The organism is Anaerostipes faecalis (genome assembly GCF_018982945.1).
Taxonomy (GTDB): Bacteria; Bacillota; Clostridia; order Lachnospirales; family Lachnospiraceae; genus Anaerostipes; species Anaerostipes faecalis.
This window is the reverse complement of sequence record NZ_JABRXE010000017.1, coordinates 1-24,458: the sequence shown is the minus strand read 5'-3', so window position 1 is coordinate 24,458 and position 24,458 is coordinate 1. Positions and strand designations below refer to the sequence as shown.

The 24,458-nt window shown below is 37.1% G+C and carries 22 protein-coding genes; 5 read left to right on the top strand and 17 right to left on the bottom strand.

The window, feature by feature from the left end; genetic code table 11:
- Window positions 1–468: 468 nt before the first annotated feature.
- Entirely contained in the window at window positions 469–1,386 is a 918-nt protein-coding gene (locus KTB61_RS12450) for a diacylglycerol/lipid kinase family protein (RefSeq protein ID WP_216697649.1), read from the top strand.
- Here KTB61_RS12450 and KTB61_RS12445 read toward each other — a convergent pair.
- From KTB61_RS12445 to ung, 3 genes are read right to left on the bottom strand one after another with little or no spacing between them, the layout of a single operon-like run.
- The gene (locus tag KTB61_RS12445) at window positions 1,376–2,482 is read right to left on the bottom strand and encodes a D-alanyl-D-alanine carboxypeptidase family protein (protein ID WP_216697648.1); all 1,107 of its coding nucleotides are present in this window, start codon (window positions 2,480–2,482) and stop codon (window positions 1,376–1,378) included. The two genes, KTB61_RS12450 and KTB61_RS12445, sit on opposite strands and share 11 nt — an antisense overlap.
- A 17-nt stretch (window positions 2,483–2,499) precedes the next feature.
- A complete protein-coding gene (locus KTB61_RS12440) occupies window positions 2,500–3,285 on the bottom strand; it encodes a Cof-type HAD-IIB family hydrolase (RefSeq protein WP_216697647.1) in 786 nt (261 codons plus the stop codon).
- A gap of 16 nt (window positions 3,286–3,301) precedes the next feature.
- Window positions 3,302–3,976: a uracil-DNA glycosylase gene (ung, locus tag KTB61_RS12435; RefSeq protein WP_216697646.1), complete on the bottom strand. Its 675-nt coding sequence runs from the start codon at window positions 3,974–3,976 to the stop codon at window positions 3,302–3,304.
- 95 nt (window positions 3,977–4,071) lie between these two features.
- On the opposite strand from ung, the gene KTB61_RS12430 reads away from it, so the two are divergent.
- Window positions 4,072–5,637, top strand: a complete 1,566-nt coding sequence (locus KTB61_RS12430) for a ClC family H(+)/Cl(-) exchange transporter (RefSeq protein WP_216697645.1) — start codon at window positions 4,072–4,074, stop codon at window positions 5,635–5,637.
- 126 nt (window positions 5,638–5,763) lie between these two features.
- Here KTB61_RS12430 and clpB read toward each other — a convergent pair whose 3' ends face one another.
- Window positions 5,764–8,346, bottom strand: coding sequence for an ATP-dependent chaperone ClpB (gene clpB / locus KTB61_RS12425; protein ID WP_216697644.1), 2,583 nt, complete (start codon window positions 8,344–8,346; stop codon window positions 5,764–5,766).
- 212 nt (window positions 8,347–8,558) lie between these two features.
- On the opposite strand from clpB, the gene KTB61_RS12420 reads away from it, so the two are divergent.
- On the top strand, window positions 8,559–9,338 hold the full coding sequence (locus KTB61_RS12420; protein ID WP_216697643.1) for an alpha/beta hydrolase: 780 nt from the start codon (window positions 8,559–8,561) through the stop codon (window positions 9,336–9,338).
- Window positions 9,339–9,372: 34 nt separating this feature from the next.
- Here KTB61_RS12420 and KTB61_RS12415 read toward each other — a convergent pair whose 3' ends face one another.
- Window positions 9,373–10,302: an alpha/beta fold hydrolase gene (locus KTB61_RS12415; protein WP_216697642.1), complete on the bottom strand. Its 930-nt coding sequence runs from the start codon at window positions 10,300–10,302 to the stop codon at window positions 9,373–9,375.
- Between the two features lie 136 nt (window positions 10,303–10,438).
- Here KTB61_RS12415 and KTB61_RS12410 point away from each other — a divergent pair, with 136 nt between their 5' ends.
- Complete coding sequence (locus tag KTB61_RS12410) at window positions 10,439–11,245, top strand: DUF6612 family protein (RefSeq protein ID WP_075759306.1); 807 nt, start codon at window positions 10,439–10,441, stop codon at window positions 11,243–11,245.
- A gap of 121 nt (window positions 11,246–11,366) precedes the next feature.
- Here KTB61_RS12410 and KTB61_RS12405 read toward each other — a convergent pair whose 3' ends face one another.
- From KTB61_RS12405 to KTB61_RS12390, 4 genes are all read right to left on the bottom strand, one after another.
- Window positions 11,367–12,734: a citrate/2-methylcitrate synthase gene (locus tag KTB61_RS12405; RefSeq protein WP_216697641.1), complete on the bottom strand. Its 1,368-nt coding sequence runs from the start codon at window positions 12,732–12,734 to the stop codon at window positions 11,367–11,369.
- 39 nt (window positions 12,735–12,773) lie between these two features.
- Window positions 12,774–13,535 carry an amino acid ABC transporter ATP-binding protein gene (locus KTB61_RS12400; protein ID WP_075759308.1) on the bottom strand — a complete coding sequence of 254 codons (762 nt, stop codon included), beginning with the start codon at window positions 13,533–13,535 and terminating at the stop codon, window positions 12,774–12,776.
- A 14-nt stretch (window positions 13,536–13,549) separates the two neighbouring features.
- A complete protein-coding gene (locus KTB61_RS12395) occupies window positions 13,550–14,206 on the bottom strand; it encodes an amino acid ABC transporter permease (RefSeq protein WP_075759309.1) in 657 nt (218 codons plus the stop codon).
- Between the two features lie 99 nt (window positions 14,207–14,305).
- Window positions 14,306–15,109, bottom strand: coding sequence for an amino acid ABC transporter substrate-binding protein (locus tag KTB61_RS12390; RefSeq protein ID WP_216697640.1), 804 nt, complete (start codon window positions 15,107–15,109; stop codon window positions 14,306–14,308).
- Between the two features lie 225 nt (window positions 15,110–15,334).
- On the opposite strand from KTB61_RS12390, the gene KTB61_RS12385 reads away from it, so the two are divergent.
- Window positions 15,335–16,654, top strand: a complete 1,320-nt coding sequence (locus KTB61_RS12385; RefSeq protein ID WP_216697639.1) for an N-acetylglucosaminidase — start codon at window positions 15,335–15,337, stop codon at window positions 16,652–16,654.
- Window positions 16,655–16,747: 93 nt separating this feature from the next.
- Here KTB61_RS12385 and KTB61_RS12380 read toward each other — a convergent pair whose 3' ends face one another.
- The 8 genes from KTB61_RS12380 to KTB61_RS12345 form a co-directional block, all read right to left on the bottom strand.
- A complete protein-coding gene (locus tag KTB61_RS12380; protein WP_216697638.1) occupies window positions 16,748–18,091 on the bottom strand; it encodes a sensor histidine kinase in 1,344 nt (447 codons plus the stop codon).
- On the bottom strand, window positions 18,088–18,762 hold the full coding sequence (locus KTB61_RS12375) for a winged helix-turn-helix domain-containing protein (protein ID WP_075759313.1): 675 nt from the start codon (window positions 18,760–18,762) through the stop codon (window positions 18,088–18,090). Before KTB61_RS12375 ends, KTB61_RS12380 begins: the two co-directional genes overlap by 4 nt.
- The gene (gene phoU / locus KTB61_RS12370) at window positions 18,759–19,412 is read right to left on the bottom strand and encodes a phosphate signaling complex protein PhoU (RefSeq protein ID WP_216697637.1); all 654 of its coding nucleotides are present in this window, start codon (window positions 19,410–19,412) and stop codon (window positions 18,759–18,761) included. Before phoU ends, KTB61_RS12375 begins: the two co-directional genes overlap by 4 nt.
- A 6-nt stretch (window positions 19,413–19,418) precedes the next feature.
- A complete protein-coding gene (pstB, locus tag KTB61_RS12365; protein ID WP_216697636.1) occupies window positions 19,419–20,174 on the bottom strand; it encodes a phosphate ABC transporter ATP-binding protein PstB in 756 nt (251 codons plus the stop codon).
- Window positions 20,175–20,178: 4 nt separating this feature from the next.
- Window positions 20,179–21,081, bottom strand: a complete 903-nt coding sequence (pstA, locus tag KTB61_RS12360; protein ID WP_075759316.1) for a phosphate ABC transporter permease PstA — start codon at window positions 21,079–21,081, stop codon at window positions 20,179–20,181.
- Window position 21,082: 1 nt separating this feature from the next.
- A complete protein-coding gene (gene pstC, locus KTB61_RS12355; protein WP_075759317.1) occupies window positions 21,083–21,934 on the bottom strand; it encodes a phosphate ABC transporter permease subunit PstC in 852 nt (283 codons plus the stop codon).
- Window positions 21,935–21,964: 30 nt separating this feature from the next.
- Window positions 21,965–22,843, bottom strand: a complete 879-nt coding sequence (locus tag KTB61_RS12350; RefSeq protein ID WP_075759318.1) for a substrate-binding domain-containing protein — start codon at window positions 22,841–22,843, stop codon at window positions 21,965–21,967.
- A gap of 276 nt (window positions 22,844–23,119) precedes the next feature.
- Window positions 23,120–24,379 (bottom strand): dihydroorotase, encoded by a 1,260-nt coding sequence (locus tag KTB61_RS12345; protein ID WP_216697635.1) that lies wholly within the window; start codon window positions 24,377–24,379, stop codon window positions 23,120–23,122.
- Between the last annotated feature and the right edge of the window lie 79 nt (window positions 24,380–24,458).

The window sequence follows — 24,458 nt, the reverse complement described above, 5'->3', positions numbered from 1 at the left end:
GTTGTGGACGAAAGTTCTTAACAAATTAGTATTCTTGTAGTATAATAAATTTGTAAAAAGAATGATTCGAAAAATTGAATATTGTTTCACCATTTCCGTTTTGTCAGAGGTTTCCGGTGATCGATATTTATGCCTTCGAACTTTCTCGTGAACATTCCCCAAATGGTGGCAAATGCCAAAGGTTTGTTAACAAAAAGGGGTGTACAGCTAATAACAAAGAATAACAAGGATTGTCTCGGACGGGATTCGGAACCGAAAAAAGCCTTGATTTTACTTGACTTAGGAGCACTTCGCTTAACTGTGTTTGACACCGTAGCGTGGTGCTCCTAAGCGGTAGGTCGGGTGTTCGAATCACCTCGGGAACATTTTATGTGTCAGATTTCTCTGACACTTTTCTTTTTTTTTCCGTTGTTCGTGTTTCCAACATATGGTACAATTAAAACTAATCTAAAATTAGGAGGCATATCAATGAAAGGTTTATTTATCATTAATCCATCTTCTGGAAAACAAAATATTGAAACTATGCTGAAAGAAATTACATCAACCTTGATTCTGGAAGAGATTTCTCCACAGATTGATGTATTTTATACTAAGAAAAAAGATGACGCTAAAAACAGAGCTGCCCGGTTGCAGCCAGGTGAATATGATTACGTTGTATCTGTAGGAGGAGACGGCACTTTAAATGAAGTAACCAATGGACTGATTCTCAGCAACAGTGATATCCCATTGGCAATTATCTCTGCTGGTACTGTAAATGATTTTGCTACATATATGAAGCTTCCACAGACCGCCAGTGATTTCTGTAAGATGATCAAAGAGTTTCAGACAAAACGGGTTGATGTTGGAAAAGTTAATAACGAATATTTTATTAATGTTCTTGCGGCAGGTATGCTGACAGACATAGCCTATAAGGTTCCAAAAGATAAAAAAGCAGTTCTCGGAAAAATGGCATATTATTTAGAAGGGGTAAAAGAATTTCCAGCACAGCTGACACAGAATATGACTTTGGAATTTCAAAGTAAAGAATATAATGATACTCAGGATATTATGCTGTTCCTTGTAGCAAATTCCAAAAGCGTTGGAGGATTTGGAGATGCTGCACCATTAGCTTCTGTTTCTGATGGCTATCTTGACGTACTGATCGTGAAAAAGATGAATCTGTTTTTAGATGCTCCTGACCTTGTTGTTAAATTTCTGCAGGGAGAACACCCAAAACATCCGGCAATCGAATATTTCCAGACAAAGGAATTATCTGTTCAGCCTACAGAAAAAACAGCTGAGATTGCTATCGACTATGACGGTGAAATATTAGAAGAAGGACTTCCGATCGATATTTCTATCATACCAGAAGCCCTTAATCTGATTATTTTAAGATCTAAAAACTAAGTTTTACTGTTCCAATCTTTTTACCATTATAACTGATTTTCACTTTATTACTAACATATTTATATGTCAGTTTAGATGGATCTTCATTTCTGGCAAGTAATACGGATATATTATTTAAATTTTTTAAAGGCAGGGTATAAGGTGATAACTTATTCCCTGTTTTTAATATACCCAGATTATCATCCTGCAGGGTTTTACTGACACCTTTAAACGGTGTAACTACCTTATAATTCTTAAATGCATAATTCATCATTTTAATGGTATCACGATACAGCTCATAACCATTTCCTCGAAGCACTACACTGATCAGTTCCTGTTCTCCCCGTTTTACAAATGTAACTAAAGTTCCACCTGCTCTTGTAGTATAACCGGTCTTTCCACCTTCTGCTCCCCTATAAAGAAACATTGTCCTCTTTACCATTTTATGATGATTCCAAAGCTCTCTTCCCTTTTTTTCTTTATTAGTAGGTGCCATGAAATAATTGGAATTATTGGCAATACTACGAAATGTTTGATTTTCCCATGCTGCTTTTGAAATCTTAGCCATATCTCTGGCTGTCACATAATGATCATCATTATGTAAACCGTTTGTAGTAACAAAATGAGAATTGGTACATCCAAGCTCTTCTGCCTTTTTATTCATCAGCTTCACAAAATCTTTTGTGCTTCCCGATGTTGCTTCTGCAGCACCATTACAGGCTTCATTGGCAGATTCCAGCATGATTCCATATAAAACATCTTTTAAAGGAATTATTTCTCCCGCTTTAATTCCGATATGAGTACTTCCAGGTTCAATACTGTTTACTGCATATCGTGAAAAAATTACCTCTTTATACAGATCATCATTGTTCTCAATGGCAACCAAAGTAGTCAGAATCTTTGTAATACTTGCCGGATAACTTTTCATATCTATATTCTTTGCAAACAAAATCTTTCCTGACTTTGCATCAATAACAACTCCTGATTTCCCGTCAATAGATGGCTGAACAGCATTTACTTTGGTTTCTGTAGCAACTCCATTGGATGCCGCAACGGGAACTGATGTAGAAAACATCAGACAAGCTGCAATTGCCATGATTTTTAATCCTTTTATCATTTATTCCTCTCTTCCATCTAATCAATTAACCCGAACCGTTTCAGACCTAAAGCAATTCCATCCTTATCTGCACATTCTGTCTTATACTCTGCTGCTTCTATTAACTCTGGCACTGCATTTCCCATGGCTACTCCATAATGAACATACTGGACCATGGCAATATCATTGGCACTGTCACCAAAAGCATATGAATCTTCCCAACGGATTCCGGAATCCTTTAATATCTCTTCAATTCCTTTTGCTTTATTTACACCTGCTGGCAGAAATTCAACAGAATTAGCTGGCTGATGATATGTTCCCACATACTTTCCATCCAGAATATCTTCAATAATTTCCTTTCGGCTGGGATCCATATGGTGATATGTCCATTTTGGAATATCTGCCGCCTCCTCTAGCGGGTGCATCTTAACTTCACAATCCCTTTCCGTTTTCTCCACCATTTTGAGATAATATTCTTTTTGGTTATCTGTCTCATAATACCCAAAATGTTCTCCTTCGAGAATAATTCCGATATCTTCTTCTTTCCCCCAGTTAACAACTTTCCGGACTTCTTCCTCAGTCATCAACTGATGGTGAAGAACTTTCCCTTCATATTCCACATAAGCTCCACCCCCTAAGATCATTCCATGAAAGCCCATGTGAAAATACTCTTCCGGCATCATTCCTTTGCTTCGTCCGGTACACATAACAATCTTATGTCCATTTTCAATCAGCTTCTTCAGTGCATCCAATGTTGATTGTGGTATTCCAAGTCCCGAACAATGCAATGTTCCATCAATATCAAAAAAAATTATTTTACTCATTTCACTATCTGTCTCCTTAAATATTCTCTATCTGCCAGTCAATTGGCTCTAGTCCGTTCTTTTTCAGAAATTCATTGGTCTTACTGAAGTGTCTGCATCCAAAGAAACCACGATATGCTGAAAGCGGACTTGGATGTGGTGCTTCAAGTATCAGATGTTTCGGATTATTAAGCAATGCCTTTTTCTTCTGTGCAGGACGCCCCCACAATAAAAAAACCATTGGACGATCCTGCTGATTCAATACCCTGATAGCTGCATCCGTAAATTCCTCCCATCCTATTCCGCGATGAGAATTAGCCCGATGTGCCTGTACGGTCAGCACAGTATTTAACATCATAACACCTTGCCTGGCCCATTTTGTAAGATAACCGTTATTTGGAATATAACATCCCAGATCTTCATTCAGTTCAGTATAAATATTTACCAGTGAAGGGGGTGCCTCAACTCCTGGTCTGACTGAAAAAGAAAGCCCATGTGCCTGTCCATCTCCATGGTATGGATCCTGTCCTAAAATCACTACCTTTACATCCTTTACCGGAGTAAAATGAAATGCATTGAAAATATCATCTGCCGGTGGAAAAATCTGTTTTGTCTGATATTCATGCATAACTGTTTCATATAACTTTCTATAATACGGTTTTTTATATTCTTCTTTCAGGTACTGTGCCCAGTCATTAGTAATTGGCGGCATAATTCGACCTCCTTCGCAAAATCTTTTCATATTATATCATAGTTTTATGTTAAAATAAAATAGATGTGTATGAAAAGAGCAGGAGGCTGAATATTATGAAACAAAAAAATAATTTACTTGAAAATCCTCATGGTTTTTCTGTCTCTCTTGTTGCAGATGGAGTGCTTGTAGGAATTATGGCTGGATGTGTTTCCGTCATTTACCGGCTTTTATTAAACAACGCTGAAAAAATCATGTTCCGTGTAATAGAATTTACAAAAGGAAATCATTTCTACATGTTTGGATGGTTTCTTATTCTTGCAGCCATGGGATTTCTTGTGGGAAAACTTGTTGCATGGGAAGGAATGTGTTCCGGAAGTGGTATTCCCCAGGTTCAGGGTGAAATGAAAGGCTATCTGAATCAGAAATGGTGGCGTGTACTGATATCCAAAATCATTGGTGGTACTTTATGTATCCTGGGCGGATTGTCTCTTGGAAGAGAAGGTCCATCTGTCCAGCTTGGTGCTATGGCCGGAAAAGGTCTTGCAAAAGTTACAAAAACCACTGCCACCAAGGAACGATATATGATTGCCTGTGGTTCGGGAGCAGGACTGGCTGCTGCATTTAATGCACCTTTAGCTGGTGTAATGTTTTCCCTGGAAGAAATCCAGAAAAACTTCAACAGTTCTATGCTTGTCTGTGTTATTTCCGGATGTGTAACTTCAGACTTTATTTCCAAAAATATTTTTGGATTATCTCCGGTTTTTGATTTTCATCTGGAGAAGATTCTCCCTCTGGGGAATTACTGGATGCTGATCTTACTAGGTGTCATATTAGGATTATGCGGTGCCTTTTATAATTTTGTTATGCTGAAAGGACAGGACTTTTATGGAAAATTGAAGATAATTCCTTCGGAATATCGTATTATTCTACCTTTCCTTGCTGCTGGTATACTTGGTTATATCCTTCCGTCTGTACTTGCCGGTGGACATGCTATGATTGAACTGATTACCGGACATCGTCTTCTGGTATCTGTTATGCTGGTACTTTTACTGGTCAAATTCCTCTTTTCTGCTTTTTGCTTTGGTTCTGGAGCACCAGGGGGAATATTCTTCCCTCTGCTAATCTTAGGGGCATATATAGGAGCAATTTACGGAAGCCTGATCATCAGCGGAACCGGCATAGATCCATGTTACATAACAAACTTTATTACCATTTCCATGGCTGGATTTTTTACGGCCATTGTCCGTGCACCTATCACAGGAATATTACTAATTGCTGAAATGACAGGAACATTTGAACATTTTCTGTCTCTGGCTGTTGTATGTATCATTAGTTATATTGTTGCACATCTTCTTAGAAGCGAACCTATCTATGAAAGTCTTCTTGGACGTATTCTTGCTAAAAATGGGATGGTGGAAAACCCGGGTCCAGACAACAAGGTTTTAAGAAGTTTTGCTGTTGGTACTACTTCCATAGCCTGTGGACAAAAGATTAAAAATGTTCCATGGCCTGATCATTGCCTTATCGTTACCATTAATCGTGGCCAGGAAGAAATTATTGCAAAAGGAAGCACAGAAGTTCACTCTGGGGATGCTTTGGTTGCATTGATTGACGAAAGTTATCTTGGTATGGTAACCGAAAGTATCCAGTTAATCTGCGGAGAAATTACTCCAGAATAGGAATCAAAAGGGACTTGCTCCGCTTTGCATGCCAATGTGCAGCAGTTTCAACTGCTTTTCTAATGAAATATAAAAAATCCGGCGACAGATACCAAACGGTTTCTTCGCCGGATTTTTTCCATTTTCTTATTTTACTCTTGCTGTCAATTGTCCATTTTCCACATCAATCAAAATGGTATCTTCTGCATCTACACCATCACTTAAGATCAGACGTGCAGCCAGTGTTTCTACACTCTTTTGCAGATATCTCTTCAGAGGTCTTGCTCCATACATTGGATCATATCCATTATCTGCAATAAATCCCTTTGCAGATAAAGTGAGTTCTACTTTTAGCTCTTTGTCTTCCAATCGACGATTTAAATCTTTTACAAGCAAATCAATGATATTGGTAATATTATCTTTTGTCAGCGGTTTGAATAGAATTGTTTCATCCAGACGGTTTAAAAATTCCGGACGGAAATGATTCTTCAAATCTGCCATTACCATATTCTGTGCTTCCTCTGTAATATTTCCCTGACTATCAATACCTTCCAGTAAATAAGAGGAACCAATATTAGATGTCATAATTAAAATGGTATTTTTAAAGTCTACAGTTTTTCCTTTGGAATCGGTAATTCGTCCATCGTCTAATACCTGCAATAATACATTAAACACATCTGGATGTGCTTTCTCAATTTCATCGAATAATACAACTGAATATGGTTTTCTTCGAACAGCTTCTGTTAACTGTCCTCCTTCCTCATATCCAACATATCCTGGAGGTGCTCCGATCAGTCTGGCAACAGAATGCTTTTCCATATATTCGCTCATATCAATTCGCACGATATTCTGCTCATTATCAAATAAACTTTCTGCCAATGCCTTTGCCAGTTCTGTCTTACCTACACCAGTTGGTCCAAGGAACAGGAAAGAACCGATTGGTTTACTAGGATCTTTGATTCCTGCTTTAGAACGAATGATAGATTCTGTTACCAGTTCTACAGCTTCATCCTGTCCTACAACTCTTTCGTGAAGTACCTGATCCAGATGTAATGTTTTCTGTCTTTCACTTTCTGTTAATTTTGCAACTGGAATTCCTGTCCATCTGGAAATAATCTTCGCAATTTCATCTTCTGTTACGCTTTCACGTACCATAGAACGATCTTCTTTTGACACACGTTCTTCCTCTTCTTCCAGCTGTTTTTTCAATTCCGGTAATTTTCCATACTGAAGTTCTGCTGCCTTATTCAGGTCATAATTTCTCTGGGCAATCTGAATTTCACTATTGACTGCTTCAATTTCTTCTCTTAACTTGGAGACTTTTTCTACTGAAGCTTTTTCATTTTCCCATTTTGCTTTTCTTGCTTTGAAATCTTCACGCATTTCAGCAAGTTCTTTTTGAAGCTCTTCCAGACGTTCTTTGCTCAAACGGTCATCTTCTTTTTTAAGAGCCGCTTCTTCAATCTCCATCTGCATAATCTTTCTCTGAACTTCATCAAGTTCAGCAGGCAAAGAATTCATCTCTGTCTTGATCATAGCACATGCTTCATCCACCAGGTCAATGGCTTTATCCGGCAAAAATCTGTCAGTAATATATCGATTGGATAATGTTGCAGCAGCAACAAGAGAACCATCTGTAATTTTTACACCATGATACACTTCATAACGGTCTTTGATACCTCTTAAAATAGAAATCGTATCTTCTACTGTCGGCTGATCCACTGTAACCGGCTGAAAACGCCGTTCCAATGCCTGATCTTTTTCAATATACTGACGATATTCATCTAATGTAGTAGCACCAATGCAATGAAGTTCTCCTCTGGCAAGCATTGGTTTCAGCATATTTCCTGCATCCATAGCCCCATCTGTTTTACCTGCACCAACAATGGTATGCAGCTCATCAATAAACAGGATAATCTGACCATCGCTCTTCTTTACTTCCTCCAGAACTGCCTTTAGACGCTCTTCAAATTCTCCTCTGTATTTAGCGCCTGCCACAAGAGATCCCATATCCAGTGAAAAAATGGTTTTATCTTTCAGCTGTTCCGGAACATCCCCGCGAACAATCCTCTGTGCAAGACCTTCCACAACTGCAGTTTTACCTACACCAGGTTCTCCAATTAATACCGGATTATTTTTAGATTTTCTGGACAGTATTCGAATCACATTACGAATTTCACTATCACGTCCGATTACCGGATCCAGTTTCTGCTCTCTGGCGCGTTTTACCAGATCGTAACCATATTTCTCCAGGCTGTCATAAGTAGCTTCCGGATTATCACTGGTTACTTTCTGACCTCCACGTACTGTAGATAATGCCTGAAGAAATCTCTCTCTGGTAATTCCATACCCTCTGAAAAGCTCTTTTACTATTTTATTCGGGTGCTTGATCATTGCCAGGAAAAGATGTTCTACGGAAACATATTCATCTCCCATAGCCTTCATCTCATCTTCTCCATGCAAGAGAACCTGATTCAGATCATTGCTCATATAAACCTGACCACCAGATACTTTAGGCTTTTTAGCCAGCAGTTCCTGAACCTGCCCGATAAATGCTTCCTTATTAATATTAATCTTCTCCAGAAGACTGGATATTAAACTTTCATCTACTGTTAGCAGACTATATAGAAAATGTTCCTGATCTATTTCCTGATGTCCATAATCATATGCAATCTTCTCACACTGATTAACTGCTTCTATGGACTTCTGAGTAAACTTGTTAATATTCATGATTATCCCTCCTTTAATCTATCTTATCCCAAAAGTCTGGGTTTTATCCTTTTATGTTCTATTTGTAATATAACACCGATTATTAGCACTGTCAAGAGTCGAGTGCTAAAAATGTGATTTGCATTTCTTACTTTTTTATGTGATAATAATCTTCATAATATGCTTTTGTATTTCGTATACAATACGCAGATCAACAGAAAGGAGATTACACCATGATTTTACAACACGACCTTTTATTTACTCCAACCGGACAGATGCGTACATTACATATTTATTTACCTGACAATTATGACCAGACGAATGAACGCTATCCTGTAATGTACTTTTTTGATGGTCATAATCTATTCTTCGATAGTTATGCGACATATGGAAAGTGCTGGGGGCTGAAAGAATTTATGGACCAGTGGGAAAAGCCTATGATTATCGCAGGAATCGAATGCGGACATGTAGGCGATGAACGTTTAAGTGAATACTGTCCATATGATGTTAAGAAAAACAAACACTTTGAAGATATTAATGGAATTGGTGCACAGACAGCTCAGTGGATCGTAGATGAGGTGAAACCTTTTATTGATAAAGAATATCGTACATATTCTAACCGTCAGTGTACTGCTATCGGCGGTTCCAGCATGGGTGGATTAATGTCTCTTTACACAGTAATACATCACAATGATGTATTTTCAAAGGCAGCATGTCTGTCCAGCTGCGTTTCTATCTGTCAGAAAGGATTAAAAGCTGAGATTGATAAAACTGATTTAAGTCCTGACACAAGAATCTATTTATCCTGGGGTACAGATGAGCTGAAACCTTCCAAAGACAAACCAAAATATAATCAAAACAGTTATATGGCACGTTGTAACAAAATGTATGCAAATAAACTTAACAAAAAAGGTGTTACAACACGTCTCTACTGTCAGGAGGGTGGACATCACTGCGAGGCAGACTGGGAAAAGCAAAATAAAAAATATATGGATTTCCTCTGGATGGAATAACAAATCGGACAAGTCCTTTTCAGCTCTCTGCATTTTACTGCAGGGAGCTGTTTTCGGCTGCGGAAAAAAAACTTAATATAACATTATATACCTTTTCTACATCATCTTCATTTAATATTTCATGTCTCCTGTTCAAAAATAAAGTTCCCTGTACATGATTATAACCCTGGTGTTTCAGGAAATTAATTGCCTGTGTAAATTGTTTTTTAGAACCAATACAAGGATCTTCTGCTCCTGCAATAAACAGAATCGGAAGAGATGGATGGCGAAGATCCCATCCCTTTTTGCTATATGTATTTTTCATCAGTAAAAACAAATTCAAAAAACCATTATTAGTAAACATAAATCCATCCAATGGATTTTCATCATATTTTTTTACATTTTCTTTGTTATAGCTAATCCATCCGTTAGGTGATTCATCCTTTTCAAGAATTTTACCATATGTAAAAAATGCTATTTTATGAAATAAATTTCCCGGTTTTTTATCCCCGAATCTGCACATGATTTTTGCAAGTCCCACTGCAAATCCCGCCATGGGATTTTCACTTGGACTTCCACATACAACCAGTGAATCCAGTTCTTTATCATATTTTTTCAAATAGCATCTCACCACTAAAGATCCCATGCTATGTCCAAATAAATGATACGGAATTCCCGGATATTTCTTCTTCATCCACATAGTCAGCTGATGAGCATCATCAACAATGGCTTCCCCTGTATCATCATAAAAATACCCCAGATCTCCATCACTGCGGATACTCTTTCCATGTCCCCGATGATCATGTATAACCGTTACATACCCTTGTTCACAAAGAGTTTCCATAAAAGCAATGTATCTTTCTTTATGCTCTGCCATTCCATGACATATCTGAATAATTCCTTTGGGCGCTCCCTCTGGCTCCATTAAAAGAACATGCAATTCCAGCTGATCTACATCTGACATTAGATAAAAAGACTTCTCCATAAGCATCACCTCCAGTTTTAGTTTAGTTCCTATAATTTCCAATGTCAAATATTTCTCTGTTTACCCACATGACAAAATGGCATATAATATAAGTAAACAAAATAGCCATCTGGCTGACATTTAAAAGGAGGTAGCTATGCAAAAGAAAATCAAACAAATATCTGCACTTTTACTTGCATGTATTCTTATTTTTTCCGTGACTGCATGTGCAAAAAAACGTACCCCAAAAGAAGTTCTACAAGCTAGCATAACAAAATCTAAAGACATGACTTCTGCTGATATGGCAGGCAAAGCAAAATACAAGATCGAATCGTCAACATCATCCAGTATGAATTTCACTATGGCTTTCACCGCAAAAGTAGTAGATTCAAACAAAGATACCATGAAAATGAGTATGGATACTTCCATGTCTGTTCTGGGACAATCTATTAATTTTAAAATGTACTATTCTGATGGATACTATTATATGAATGGTAATGGTACCAAGCAAAAAATAAAGATGAATATCTCAGATATGAAAAAACAGGTAGAAAATATTACCGGAAGTTCCTCAATACCTGCAAAATATTATACAGATTTAAAACTTTCAGAAGATGACGGCAATCAGGTACTCAGCTACAAGCTAAGTAAAGATGGGCTGAATAAATATGTAAACAGCCTTTTAGCTCAGGCAGGTTCTTTAACAGGCAGTTCCGATGCCACATCTGAAACAATGGATGAATCCATTAAAATCAGCAGTTTTTCTGGAAAACGTACTTTAGATAAGGATGATAATATTTTAAAAGAATCTGTTAAAATGGTAATGGAAAGCAGCACTGGCGAAGATGGAAAAATCACCATATCCATGGATATATCCTACAAAGATCCTGGAAAGAAAGTAACCGTTACCCTCCCGGATGATCTTGACTCATATCAGGAAGATTCATCTTCCACGGCACAATAAATGTAAAACACAAATACAGCAACAAAATCAATCTGATTTTGTTGCTGTATTATATTTTCCAAGACTCACTGTCTGATACAATATTCCTTAGCTGACTATCCTGATTACTTTGTACATATTATTATCTTTCATCCAATGGCACATATTCTGTAGCAGGCGCAACAGCCTTGTATGCCGGACGGATAATTCTATTTCCATTAACCAGTTCTTCCATTCGATGAGCAGACCATCCCGCAATACGCGCAATGGCAAACAATGGTGTATACAACTCGTGTGGAAGTCCCAGCATACTGTAGATAAATCCACTGTAGAAGTCAATGTTTGCACTGACTCCTTTATATATTTTTCTCTCTTGGGCTATAACTTCTTTTGCCAGACGTTCGACGGAAGTATACAAATGATATTCTTTCATTCTTCCTTTCTCTTCAGATAACTGTTTTACAAATCTGGACAAAATCTTTGATCTAGGGTCAGAAATTGAATATACTGCATGCCCCATACCATAAATAAGCCCTGCTTTATCAAATGCCTCCTTATGAAGCAGTTTTAAAAGATATTCACGAATCTCATCTTCATTTTCCCAGTCTTTAACATTTTCTTTTAAATCATCAAACATCTGAACAACTTTAATATTTGCACCACCATGCTTTGGTCCCTTCAAAGAGCAAAGAGCTGCCGCAATAGCAGAATATGTATCTGTTCCTGAAGAAGAAACCACATGAGTCGTAAAGGTTGAGTTGTTTCCTCCACCATGTTCTGCATGAAGTACAAGTGCCATATCCAGAAGCTTTGCTTCCAGCTTTGTATAACTGCTATCTGGTCTTAACAGATACAGTATATTTTCTGCAGTAGATAAATTTTCCTGTGGCAAATGAATAAACAAGCTCTCTCCTCGCTCATAGTGAGAATATGCCTGATAACCATATACTGCAAGTACCGGGAACAATGCAATCAGCTGAATGCTCTGTCTCAATACATTAGGCAATGAAATATCACTGGCATGATCATCATAAGAGAACAGTGTAAGAACACTTCTTGCTAATGTATTCATCATATCACGGCTTGGTGCCTTCATAATAATGTCACGCACGAAATTTGTTGGCAACTGACGATATTCTGAAAGCATATTCTTAAATGAATCTAATTCATCTGCGTTTGGAAGCTCTCCAAATAAAAGAAGATACGCAACCTCTTCAAATCCGAAACGATCCTCTGAGATAAATCCCTCTACGATATCTTCAATATCAATTCCCTGATAATAAAGCTTTCCTTCACATGGCACTATTTCACGATCAACCATTGTGTATGACTGTATCATGGAAATATTGGTAAGTCCAGCTAATACACCTTCTCCATTTTGTTTCCTGAGTCCTCGTTTTACGTCATATTTCTCAAAAAGCTCCCCATCTATCTTTTTGTTACATTTTTCTGCAAGCTGTCTAATTTCAGGTGTTACCTCTGAAAACTTGTTAGGCATATCCTTTACCATAGTATCTCCCTTCTAAAATACGATTTCTGTATTACAACATTACTGTATGTCATGGTATTTGCCAAGGAACTCTCGTGTTCTCGCATTTGATGACTGGAACACTTCATCCGGAGATCCGTCTTCCACAATGATACCTTTATCCATGAAAATAACTCTGTCTGAAATTTCTTTCGCAAAAGCCATTTCATGAGTTACGATTACCATAGTCATATGCAGATCTGCCAGAGATTTTATTACTTTTAAAACCTCTCCGGTCAGTTCCGGATCAAGTGCAGATGTGGGCTCATCAAAAAAGAGAATCTTGGGCTCCAGTGCAAGAGCACGGGCGATTGATACTCTCTGAGACTGTCCCCCTGATAATTCACAGGGATATGCATCTGCCTTTGCTTCCAATCCAAGCTTTCTCAACAGTTCCATAGCTTTCTTTTTAGCTTCTTCTTTTGGAACACCGGCCACACAAACCGGCGCTTCCATAATATTTCTTAAAACACTGTAATGTGGAAACAGATTAAAATTCTGAAATACAAATCCTGTTTCCATTAAAATACTCTTCTGCACGTCTTTCCCTGCATAAACAGGAACTCCATTCTGAGTATCCACCAATGTTTTTCCATTGATTTCAATAGTACCGCTGGTTACTGTTTCCAGCTGATTCATACATCTTAATAATGTAGATTTCCCTGAACCTGAAGATCCAATAATGGAAATAATTTCACCATCATTTATCTGAAAGGAAATATCTTTCAGTACTGTAAGATCTCCAAACTTCTTCTGTAAGTTTGTTACTGATAAAATACTCATTTCCTCTCTCCTCCTTAACGGTAATAATCCATTTTCTTCTCAATGATTGAGAATACTTTGGATACAACTGTATTCATGATCAAATAGAAAATACCTGCCACAACCAGATAAATCATTCCACGGCTTCTTGCCATCTGATTAGTTGCAACAACATAAATTTCCATAACTCCTACAACATGGGCAAGAGATGTATCTTTTACAAGAGTCATACATTCACTTCCCATAGATGGAATGATAATCTTAATTACCTGAGGAAGAACAATCTTGAAAAATGTCTGTGATTTACTGAACCCAAGAACTTTTGCAGCTTCATACTGTCCCTTTGGAACCGCCTGAATACCACTTCGGTAAATCTCTGCAAAATATGCTGAATAGTTTAATGTAAAACTTATAACTGCAGCTGTCATACGATCAAGACTCAATCCAGCCACATAATAAAGTCCAAAATAGAAAGCATATAACTGCAGAATCAAAGGTGTTCCTCTCATGATCAGCAGGAAAAACCTTACCGGCATCTGCACAATCAGTAATTTTGACATTCTTCCTTTTGCAACAACAAGTCCCAGGATTAGTCCAAATACCAATGTCAGAGTAAAAAGAGTCAATGTTTCTTTTAATCCATTTTCAATTAACAGCTTTACAATCTCCGGAAAACTTTGTATTTGATCCATAATTTTTCATAACTCCTATACTTCTTTTTTAAGTAAATATCTTAAAAAGACAAAAAGGGACTTTTGCCAACAAAAGCCCCTTCCTTCATTGTTCTTTTCTTATTTAATCGTTGTAATATCTTCGTTAAACCATTTCTTGCTGATTTTTGCTAAAGTTCCATCTTTTGCCATGTCTTTCAGCTGGTTTTCAATTTCTTTACAAAGTGCTTTGTCATCTTTTCTAAATCCAATGACATAATCTTCTGTTGCCAGATTTGCTGCCAAAACTTTGTATTTACCTTTGTCTTTTGCTGTGTAATATTTTGCAACAACCTCATCCATAACAGCTGCCTGACATCCATGTCCAAGATCATTTAAAATCTGAACATTATCTGCCATAGTAATGATCTTAGAATCTTTCAGATCATCTGTCTTATCAACTGCATCAGCTGCAGTTGAACCCTTCTGAACTTCTACTGTCTGTCCTTTCAGATCTGTCAGCTTTTTAACTTTGCTGTCGGCTGGAAGTACCAGTACCTGATGATTTTCCATATATGGAGTGGAGCATAACATTTTTTCAGCTCTTTCATCACTGTATGTAAGTCCATTCCAAATACAGTCGATATTTCCTGTATCCAGTTCCTGTTCTTTTGAATCCCAGTTAATTGGCTGTAATTTCAGCTTAATATCCATTCTCTTGGCAACTTCTTTTGCCAGATCAATATCAAATCCGATAATGTCATTATCCTGATTTGTAAATCCCATTGGCGGGAATGATGCATCTAATCCAAGGACCAATTCTTTCTTTTCCTGAATCTTTGTCAGAGAATCATCCTTCTTTGTTTCCTCTTTTTTGCTTCCGCATCCGGTAAACATGGAAACGGCAAGTACAGTAGTTAATAATGCTACTAAAACCTTTTTCATCCTTCGCTCCTCCAAATCTATTCTGTTAGCACATTAGTGTACTAAAATCTTTGTATTTCATAATAGCAAATTTTCTTTCCTTTGTCAATTCTGTTCCATTTCTATTTTGTGTAAATCATTATAAAATTTGCATTATGTCTTACGTCTTCATTTCAAAGTCATTGCGAAATAATTGAAAAATCATGACTTCTATGTTAAAATTTTACAAAACAGGAGGAGCATTCAATGAAAATAAAAAAACTGGTTGCCTGCTTACTGACAGCTTCATTTTTGGCTTGTATAACACCACCTGAAAACGCACAGGCAGCACCCTTAAAAATTCGTTATGGTGGTAAAACAAGATATTATACAGGCAAACAGCTTTCATTTACTTACGCAAAGAATAATCTTTCTTCTAAATATCCTGGAATCCAGATCAGCGGAATCAATATGATTCCTTATTATGATTATCTGGTATCCAGCGGTCCACAAGTAAAACGAAGCTACAACAAAAAATCTGGAAAACTGGTTTTAAAATATGGTACCAGGACACTGACTGCATATGTAGGCAAGCGTACTTACTATTTAAATGGCAAGAAGAAAACTTTTTCCAAAGCTCCTACTAAGGTCAAGTACTACACAACCGGCAAAACAATAATTTTGCTTCCTGCTAATGCTCTGATTTCCAATCTGGGACTGGAATATTCATATATTCCATATGAAAAAAGAATACATATCAACAAAACTGGCTATTACTATTTATATAGTGCTAACACCTCAACCAGGTACCCGCAAAACTTAACCAATTATATTAAAGCACAATTACAACAGACTGGTTTCTATAATGGTGAAAAACTAACTGCTGCTACTTATAAAGCCCAAATCGACCCGGCATCTGATACTACCCATGGTTATCAGTTTCTTCGGTTAAATGTTTACCGTCCGGTTCGAAGCACCACATATAACTCAATGTTAGACAGTAAACTAAAATCTGGAAGTGTTTTAAAAAACAAAGGATCATCTCTATGTTCCGCAGCAAAAACATATAACATAGACCCGGTATATTTCCTTTGTCAGACAATTTTCGAAACAGGTTATGGTACAAGCACCTTATCTCAGGGAAAATATATTACAAAAGTTGTTTCCGGTTCTTCTGTTGTTCGTGATAAAAACGGAATTGTAACAGGTTTTAAAAAGGTAAATGGAAAATACATTACAAAAACTATTTCCAGACAGAAAGTATACAATCTTTATGGCCTTAAATCCTATGACGACGATCCACAGCTATGCGGCTTCAGCTATGCTTATTATATGGGATGGACCAGCATTGACAAAGCCATCAATGGAGCTGCAAAATATATCAGTCAGGAATACATAAATAATACAACTTATAAACAAAATACTCTTTACAAATACAGATACAATCCTAATACTTCATATTTCTGGCATCAATATTCAACAGATCCTGCTTATGCACAGAGAATTTCCTTAATCATGTATAACCAGTTCCGCAGTGCTTATGCCACTGGAAATATCTTAACTTATGATAAACCAGTGTTTCCTTAAAATCTGGAAGAGATTACCAGAAACAGCGTAACAAGTTTTTTCCTAATGTAATAAAAAAGAAATACCACAGCCGTTAATGTGGTATTTCTTTTTTTAATCCCCATCTTTTGGAAAAACAATTGTAATCTTTGTTCCCTCTCCAATTTTACTTTCAATACTCATATCTGCATGATGGAATTTTGCACCATGTTTTACAATAGAAAGACCAAGACCTGAACCTTTTTTCTGATTGGAATGACTTTTATCCACTCGATAAAACCGTTCAAAAACCCGATCGATATCTTCGTCTGGAATACCAATTCCAGTATCTTCAAAAATAACAGTAGGACGATCCTCTATAATAGAAACTGTAATTGCAACTTTTCCGTCAGGTTTATTATATTTTATTGCATTCTCACACATGTTAAAAAACATTTCATATAAAATCTGGTATACGCCTCTCACTGTTGCATGGATTCCTAAAATATGAACTGATACATTTTCTTCCAATGCTCTTAGACTTAAATCTGATTTTACCTTAAATGCCAGTTCATATAAATCTACATTTTCTCTTTCCAGTTCAACCTGATTTTCATCTAGTTTTGACAATTTAATGATATCCTCGATCATGGCAATCAATCGTCTTGCTTCCTCATAAATCGTTGCCGAAAAACGTCCCATATCTTCCTGTTTCACAAATCCATCTTTCATCAGCTCTGCATATCCGGAAATGGTTGTCAGCGGAGTTTTTAATTCATGAGAAACATTGGCAGAAAATTCTTTCCTCATATTCTCTGCCTCTTTGATTTCTTCAATCTGATGTTCAATATCAATATTCTGTTTTTCAATTCTATCTAACAATGGCGTCAACTCACTATATGTCTGATTTTGTTTTGGATGAATCAAATCAATTTTGTTAATTGGTTCCACAATACGATCTGTAAGAATTTTAGAAAGTGCAATGGCTAAAACAAGAACAACTCCAGTCATCAAAAGAAATACCGGAATATAATCTACCATCTGCTTCACTATGGTCTGAGTCTCCCTGCTTAGTCTTAAAACTGTCCCATCACTTAATCTGATAGCATAATAATACGTTTGTTCATTTAAGGTTTTAGATAATCTGGTATCTTCTCCTTTACCTTTTTCCACAGCAGTTTTCACTTCTTCACGGTTCTTGTGATTGGCCATTTTGTTTTTCTGTCCTTCGCTGTCATAAATAACGATTCCATCAGAATCAATCCATGTAATTCGACTTGCAGTCAAATCCTTATAAGCATCTAAATTCTGTCCTTCATGAAAATTCAAAGAGGTTGCCATATAAGCAGCCTCTGTTCTGATTTCCTCTTTAATCTGCTCCATGTAGCGATAATACGAAAGCATAGACAGCAAAATGGACGTCATCATTACTCCAACTAACGCTATATAGACCATGCTGTTATATACTTTACGTTTCATTCACTACCTCCGATACGATATCCTATTCCACGTACCGTCTCGATCAGACTTCCACAGGAGCCCAGCTTCTGCCGAAGAGAACGTATATGTACATCAACAGTTCTTGTCTCCCCGTCAAAATCATATCCCCAGATATTAGTAAGAAGCTGGTCCCTGTTTAAAACATTTCCTTTACTTTCCACAAGGAGACTTAACAATTTAAATTCCTTGTTAGTCAAAGAAACTTCCTTCCCTGCTGCCTTTACTTTATGCTTATTAGGATAAATATGCAGGTCACCTACTATCATTTCATCTTTTTCGTCTTTTTTGGAACGACGCAATACCGCTTTCACCCTTGAAACCAGTTCCATCATACCAAAAGGTTTTGTAATATAATCATCTGCACCACTATCAAGCCCCAGAACTTTATCATATTCCGTTCCTTTGGCTGTCATCATAATAACCGGCAGATCTTTTGTTGCTGATTTGCCACGAAGTTTTCCAAGAATAGAAATACCGTCCTCTCCTGGCAGCATAATATCCAGCAATACCAGTTCCGGCATTACACCATCTTTAATTGTCTGTACAAATTCTGTCCCATTTTCAAAACCACGGGCTTCAAATCCAGTACTTTGTAACGTGTAAGTTACAAGTTCTCTAATGTTTGGATCATCTTCAACAACAAATATCACAAGCTTCCTCCTTTATATTCTCCTGTAATGGAAAATTCAACCCATTCAGCAATATTGCCAGCATGATCTCCAATACGTTCAAAGTATTTTGCGATTAATACGATGGCAACATATTCTTCTCCTTTCTCAGGTTCCTCATGAATTAACTGAATGGCTTCTTTCTTAACCTGACGAAACAGGTCATCCACCACATCATCCTGTTTAATAACATCATGAGCAATATCAAGATCCTGTTTTACAAAGGATTTTACACTTTTACTAACCATATCTATGGTTTCCTTTGCCATCTTATCAAGATGGGTATTCTCACGTAAAACTAAAATCTCTGATTCCTTACGGATAATCCCTGCAATATCTGCAGCCTGATCTCCAATACGCTCCATATCAGATACCATTTTTAAAGCTGCTGAAATTACTCTTAAATCTGTTGCTACCGGCTGCTGCTGAAGCAAAAGCTTCATACAGATTCGCTCAATATCTCTTTCTTTATGGTTGATTTCCTCTTCCATATTTTTTATATCTTCTATAAGTTCCTTATCTTTTGTGGAAACAACCTTAGCTGCTGCTGTAATTATTTCCTCACAAAAGGCTCCCATATCGATCATTTCCTGATTCAGCTTCATCAGCTGCCTGTCAAATCTGTTTCTCATAATATATCAACCAAACCTTCCTGTAATATAGTCTTCTGTTCTCTTATCCTGTGGCATAGAGAATAAAGCATCAGAGTCTCCAAATTCTACCATCTCTCCCAGCAGGAAGAATGCTGTTTTATCTGAAATACGAACAGCCTGCTGCATATTATGAGTTACCATAATAATCGTATACTTTGATTTTAATTCTACCGCAAGATCTTCAATTTTGGAAGTAGAAATTGGATCTAAAGCAGAAGTTGGCTCATCCATCAGAAGTACTTCAGGTTCTACTGCAAGTGCTCTTGCAATACATAAACGCTGCTGCTGTCCTCCAGATAGCCCTAATGCACTCTTTTTCAGGCGGTCTTTCAGTTCATCCCAGATTGCTGCATTTCTCAGTGACTTTTCTACAATTTCATCCAACTCTGCTTTTTTATGGATTCCATGGGTTCTTGGTCCATAAGCAATATTATCATAAACACTCATAGGAAAAGGATTTGGTTTCTGGAATACCATTCCAACTCTTTTACGAAGGACATTTACATTCATATCTCCATAAATATCTTCTCCATCTAATGTCACACTTCCTGTAATCTTACATCCTTCTACAAGATCATTCATACGATTCAGGGATTTCAGTAATGTAGATTTCCCGCATCCAGAAGGTCCAATAAATGCTGTAATCTTATTTGATGGTAAATCCAGATTAATATTTTTTAATGCTTTAAATTTACCATAATATAAGTCTAAATTATCTATTTTAAATTTTGTTGTTTCCATCCTTTTATCCTTTCGAAATTCGTTTTGCTATAAACGCTGAAATCGCATTGATCAGTAATACTGTAACCAACAGAATAACAGCTGTTGCATATGCCTGATTTACATGCAGACCCTCACAAGAAAGTGCATACATATGAACAGATAAGGTACGACCGGATCCCATGATATTTTTCGGAATCTCAGCTACTGTACCAGCTGTATACATTAACGCAGCTGTTTCTCCTACAATTCTTCCTACTCCAAGAATGACTCCTGATAAGATTCCAGGTACCGCAGAAGGAAGTACAATACGAAATACTGTTCTAAGTTTTCCTGCTCCTAAACCAAAACTTCCTTCACGGAAAGAATCCGGAACTGATTTTAATGCCTCTTCTGTTGTACGCATAATCAAAGGAAGAATCATAATAGCCAGAGTCGCTGCTCCTGACAGAATAGATAATCCCCATTTTAATGCAGTTACGAAAAATAACATTCCAAAAAGTCCATAAACAATAGAAGGAATTCCCTGTAATGTTTCTGCTGTGATTCGAACAATGTCAACCAGCTTATTTCCTCTCTTTGCATATTCCACAAGATAAATCGCTGCAAAAATTCCAAGAGGTACAGCAAACAGCAGTGCCAGTCCGGTCATCATCAGGGTATTAATAATCGCAGGGAATAATGATACATTATCACTTGTATATTTTAGTGCAAAAAGGTCTTTGTTTAAGAAAGGAACTCCTTTTATCAATATATATCCAATCAGGAAAAACAGTACAAGCACAGTCAATAGCATTGCCAGATTAACTGCAAGCCATAGAAAAAATGATAACGGTGTTCTTTTATATGATTTCATTTTCTGTTTCCAGGTAACATGATTGATTCCCTGAATTTTATCTTCTGGTTCCATCATTTTCACTGCCTCCATTTTAGAAATCCTCCTTTCTCTTCAATGCTGCAAAGGAGAGATTGATTAACAGGATAAACACAAACAATACTACTGCTGTTGCAATCAGTGCTTCTCTATGAAGATCAGTTGCATACCCCATTTCCAATACGATATTAGATGTTAATGTTCTAACCCCTTTAAAAATACCATCCGGTACTACTGCCTGATTTCCTGCTACCATTACAACTGCCATGGTTTCTCCAATAGCACGACCTATTCCTAAAACCACCCCTGCAAGGATTCCTGATTTTGCTGCAGGAAGAACTGCAAAAAACACACTTCTTTCATGACTTGCTCCAAGTCCAAGAGATCCTTCATAGTAACTGTTAGGTACTGCACGGATAGCACTTTCAGAAACACCAATAATAGTTGGTAAAATCATGATTCCAAGCAGAATAGATGCTGTAAAGATACTGTTTCCTGTTCCTCCAAATGCCTCACGAAATGTTGGAACCAAAACTACCATACCAAAGAATCCATATACAACCGATGGAATTCCTGCAAGCAGCTCTACTGCCGGTTTTAAAATCTTATATACTTTATCATTACAAAATCTTGCCATATAAATTGCTGCCAGAATCCCAATAGGCACACCTACGATAATAGCTCCTGCTGTTATGTAAAGGCTTCCCAGAATCATAGGGAAAATGCCAAAGAATCCATTCTTTGGCATCCAAATCTTACCCGCAATAAAATTGCCGAATCCAATTTTCCCAATGGTAGGAATTCCATTTACAAACAAGAAAGCACAAATCAAAGCAACCGCAAGGATAGAAGCACATGCTGCAATTAAGAATACAACATTCATAATTTGTTCTTTATATTTCTTCATAAACTACATTCCTCATTTAAATCCAGCTGATTATTTAACATCAGCCCATGTTGTTGTTTCACCTGTAAAGATTGCTTTTACCTGATCACTTGTCAGTTCATCAGTTTCACTATCTTTGTTTACGATTACTGCAATACCATCTTTTGCAATAACTGTAGCTTTAACTCCTTTTTTAGCTTCGCTGTCAGCTAAGTCACGAGATGCCATTCCGATATCACATACACCATCAATTGCATTTGTTACACCAGTTGTAGAATCGCTCTGCTGAACTTCAACAGTTACATCTTTGTTAACTTTAGCATAAGCTTCTTTGATTTTTTCCATAACAGGTGTTACAGAAGATGATCCAGCTACAACAACTTTTCCTTTTGCTCCATTAGCTTTGTATGCTGCTGCATTTTCATCAGCTTTGATATATCCGTTATCTTCAACGATTTTCTGTCCTTCAGCACTCATGATGAAGTTCTGGAAATCCTGAGCCTGTTTGCTTAATTTTTCTTTTGTTACAATGTTAAATGGACGAACGATTTTGTAAGATCCATCTTTTACTGTATCAACGCTAGGTTCAGCTCCATCAATTTTTACTGCTTTAACTGTATCGTTCAAAGAACCTAAAGATATGTAACCAATAGCTGCTTTGTTTTCTGCAATCGTAGTCATCATTACAGATGTAGAGTTTGTAATCTGTGCGGAAGTTGTTGTCTTATCAACTTTATTTCCGTCTTTATCTTTTTCTTCAATTCCAAACAGTTCAATAAAAGCCCCTCTGGTTCCAGAACCATCTTCTCTGGATACAACAGCAATTTCTTCGCTTTTTGTATCCTTACTAGATGATCCTCCGCCACATCCAGTCAAAAGTGTTGTTGCTGCAACAGTTGCTAATAATAATGATAATAATTTCTTTCTCATCTGACTCTCTCCTTTTGAGTAATTTCATTTACAAGATTTATCTTACCGTTGCTTTGTAAAATCAAAAAGTCTGGTTATGTAAACTTTCTGTTAAATGTAAAATCCAAAATAAACCTTTTGTAAAATCTTTAAAATGAAAAAACTCCAACTTTTCTCATATTTCCCCTCCTTTAAATTGTTTCATTATAAACAACTTAACAGATACAAATATGACAAAAACATTGGAGTTTTTCTTATTTTTTATGACTCAAAAATCGATTGCGAGTCATTTCACATCTAATTTGCTACCTTTCCATTACAAATGGTATACTTCACTTTTCCAGTCAGTTCCCATCCGGTAAATGGAGAATTGGATGCTTTTGATTTGTACTCTTTTACAATCCATTTTTCTTTTGGATCAAAGATTACTATGTCTGCCGGTTTTCCTTCCTGAAGTCTTCCCTGTTCCAAACGATAAAGTTTTGCCGGATTTAATGTCATCTTTTCTAAAAGTTCCATCATGGATAAATATCCTTTATCCACCAGTTCTGTAATTCCCAGCCCCAGAGAAGTTTCAAGCCCTGTGATTCCACTTGGTGCAGATGCCAGATCCTTTTCCTTCTCTTCTTTTGAATGCGGTGCATGATCTGTTGCAATAATCTCTATGGTTCCTTCCTGAAGACCTTTTATAATACGCTGCCGGTCTTCTTCCGTACGAAGAGGAGGATTCATTCTTGCTAAAGTGCCATATTTTAAAACCGCCTCCTCAGTTAAAGTAAAATGATGTGGAGAAGCTTCCGCTACCACATGAGCTCCTGCCTCTTTCGCTTCTTTTACATATTCCACCGCCTGGGCAGAACTGATGTGCTGAATATCCACTGTTGCACCTGTTTCCAAAGCCAGTTTACAATCCCGCTCTACCATCACTGCCTCTGCAAGATAGGAAGCACCACCATAATTTAACTTTTCTGATACATTTCCCTGATTTACACCAGGCTGTTTAATATAAGAAGGATCCTCTTCGTGAAGACTGATTGGAACATCCAGCCGGGCTGTTTTCTCCATAGCTTTTTTTACCACATCCGGATTCATTAATGGAAGTCCGTCATCTGTAAAACCTTTTACTCCGGCTTTATACAAAGCATCCATATCAACCAGCTCTTCCCCTTTAAATCCTTTTGAAACAGCTGCGGCCTGCAATACTTTGATTGGAAGTTGTTCACAGCGTTTCTGAATTTCCTCATAAATATCCACAGAATCCACCACTGGTTTTGTATTTGCCATACAAACCACCGTTGTAAATCCACCAGCTGCTGCCGCTGCTGAACCGGTTTCCAGATCTTCTTTATAAGTAAATCCAGGATCCCTGAAATGTACATGTACATCAATAAGTCCAGGAGCTACGATACATCCCTTGGCATCAATTACCTGTTCATATATTTCTGTTTCTTCTATCTCACCAATCCTGACAATTCTATCTCCATCCAGTACCACATCTGTTACTTTATCAAAATCTGTCTCAGGATCCATAACCCTTCCATGCTTTATTAAAATCATCTTTCCACCTCCTGCTTCATTTCTCATTGGTAAAATTATATCTTATTCCAATTAAACCCACAAGTATTTCCTAGTGAAA

Bases quoted from the DNA above. Each gene is read 5' to 3' on its own strand.
- phoU (WP_216697637.1), bottom strand. From the start codon at position 19,412: ATGAGAAACAGATTTGACAGGCAGCTGATGAAGCTGAATCAGGAAATG.
- KTB61_RS12385 (WP_216697639.1), top strand. From the start codon at position 15,335: ATGAAAATAAAAAAACTGGTTGCCTGCTTACTGACAGCTTCATTTTTG.
- KTB61_RS12395 (WP_075759309.1), bottom strand. From the start codon at position 14,206: ATGGATCAAATACAAAGTTTTCCGGAGATTGTAAAGCTGTTAATTGAA.
- pstB (WP_216697636.1), bottom strand. From the start codon at position 20,174: ATGGAAACAACAAAATTTAAAATAGATAATTTAGACTTATATTATGGT.
- KTB61_RS12440 (WP_216697647.1), bottom strand. From the start codon at position 3,285: ATGAGTAAAATAATTTTTTTTGATATTGATGGAACATTGCATTGTTCG.
- KTB61_RS12390 (WP_216697640.1), bottom strand. From the start codon at position 15,109: ATGAAAAAGGTTTTAGTAGCATTATTAACTACTGTACTTGCCGTTTCC.
- ung (WP_216697646.1), bottom strand. From the start codon at position 3,976: ATGCCGCCAATTACTAATGACTGGGCACAGTACCTGAAAGAAGAATAT.
- KTB61_RS12445 (WP_216697648.1), bottom strand. From the start codon at position 2,482: ATGATAAAAGGATTAAAAATCATGGCAATTGCAGCTTGTCTGATGTTT.
- KTB61_RS12405 (WP_216697641.1), bottom strand. From the start codon at position 12,734: ATGGTAAAGGATATGCCTAACAAGTTTTCAGAGGTAACACCTGAAATT.
- KTB61_RS12380 (WP_216697638.1), bottom strand. From the start codon at position 18,091: ATGAAACGTAAAGTATATAACAGCATGGTCTATATAGCGTTAGTTGGA.
- KTB61_RS12415 (WP_216697642.1), bottom strand. From the start codon at position 10,302: ATGGAGAAGTCTTTTTATCTAATGTCAGATGTAGATCAGCTGGAATTG.
- KTB61_RS12345 (WP_216697635.1), bottom strand. From the start codon at position 24,379: ATGATTTTAATAAAGCATGGAAGGGTTATGGATCCTGAGACAGATTTT.
- KTB61_RS12350 (WP_075759318.1), bottom strand. From the start codon at position 22,843: ATGAGAAAGAAATTATTATCATTATTATTAGCAACTGTTGCAGCAACA.
- KTB61_RS12400 (WP_075759308.1), bottom strand. From the start codon at position 13,535: ATGAGTATTTTATCAGTAACAAACTTACAGAAGAAGTTTGGAGATCTT.
- clpB (WP_216697644.1), bottom strand. From the start codon at position 8,346: ATGAATATTAACAAGTTTACTCAGAAGTCCATAGAAGCAGTTAATCAG.
- KTB61_RS12410 (WP_075759306.1), top strand. From the start codon at position 10,439: ATGCAAAAGAAAATCAAACAAATATCTGCACTTTTACTTGCATGTATT.
- pstC (WP_075759317.1), bottom strand. From the start codon at position 21,934: ATGAAGAAATATAAAGAACAAATTATGAATGTTGTATTCTTAATTGCA.
- pstA (WP_075759316.1), bottom strand. From the start codon at position 21,081: ATGGAGGCAGTGAAAATGATGGAACCAGAAGATAAAATTCAGGGAATC.
- KTB61_RS12450 (WP_216697649.1), top strand. From the start codon at position 469: ATGAAAGGTTTATTTATCATTAATCCATCTTCTGGAAAACAAAATATT.
- KTB61_RS12430 (WP_216697645.1), top strand. From the start codon at position 4,072: ATGAAACAAAAAAATAATTTACTTGAAAATCCTCATGGTTTTTCTGTC.
- KTB61_RS12420 (WP_216697643.1), top strand. From the start codon at position 8,559: ATGATTTTACAACACGACCTTTTATTTACTCCAACCGGACAGATGCGT.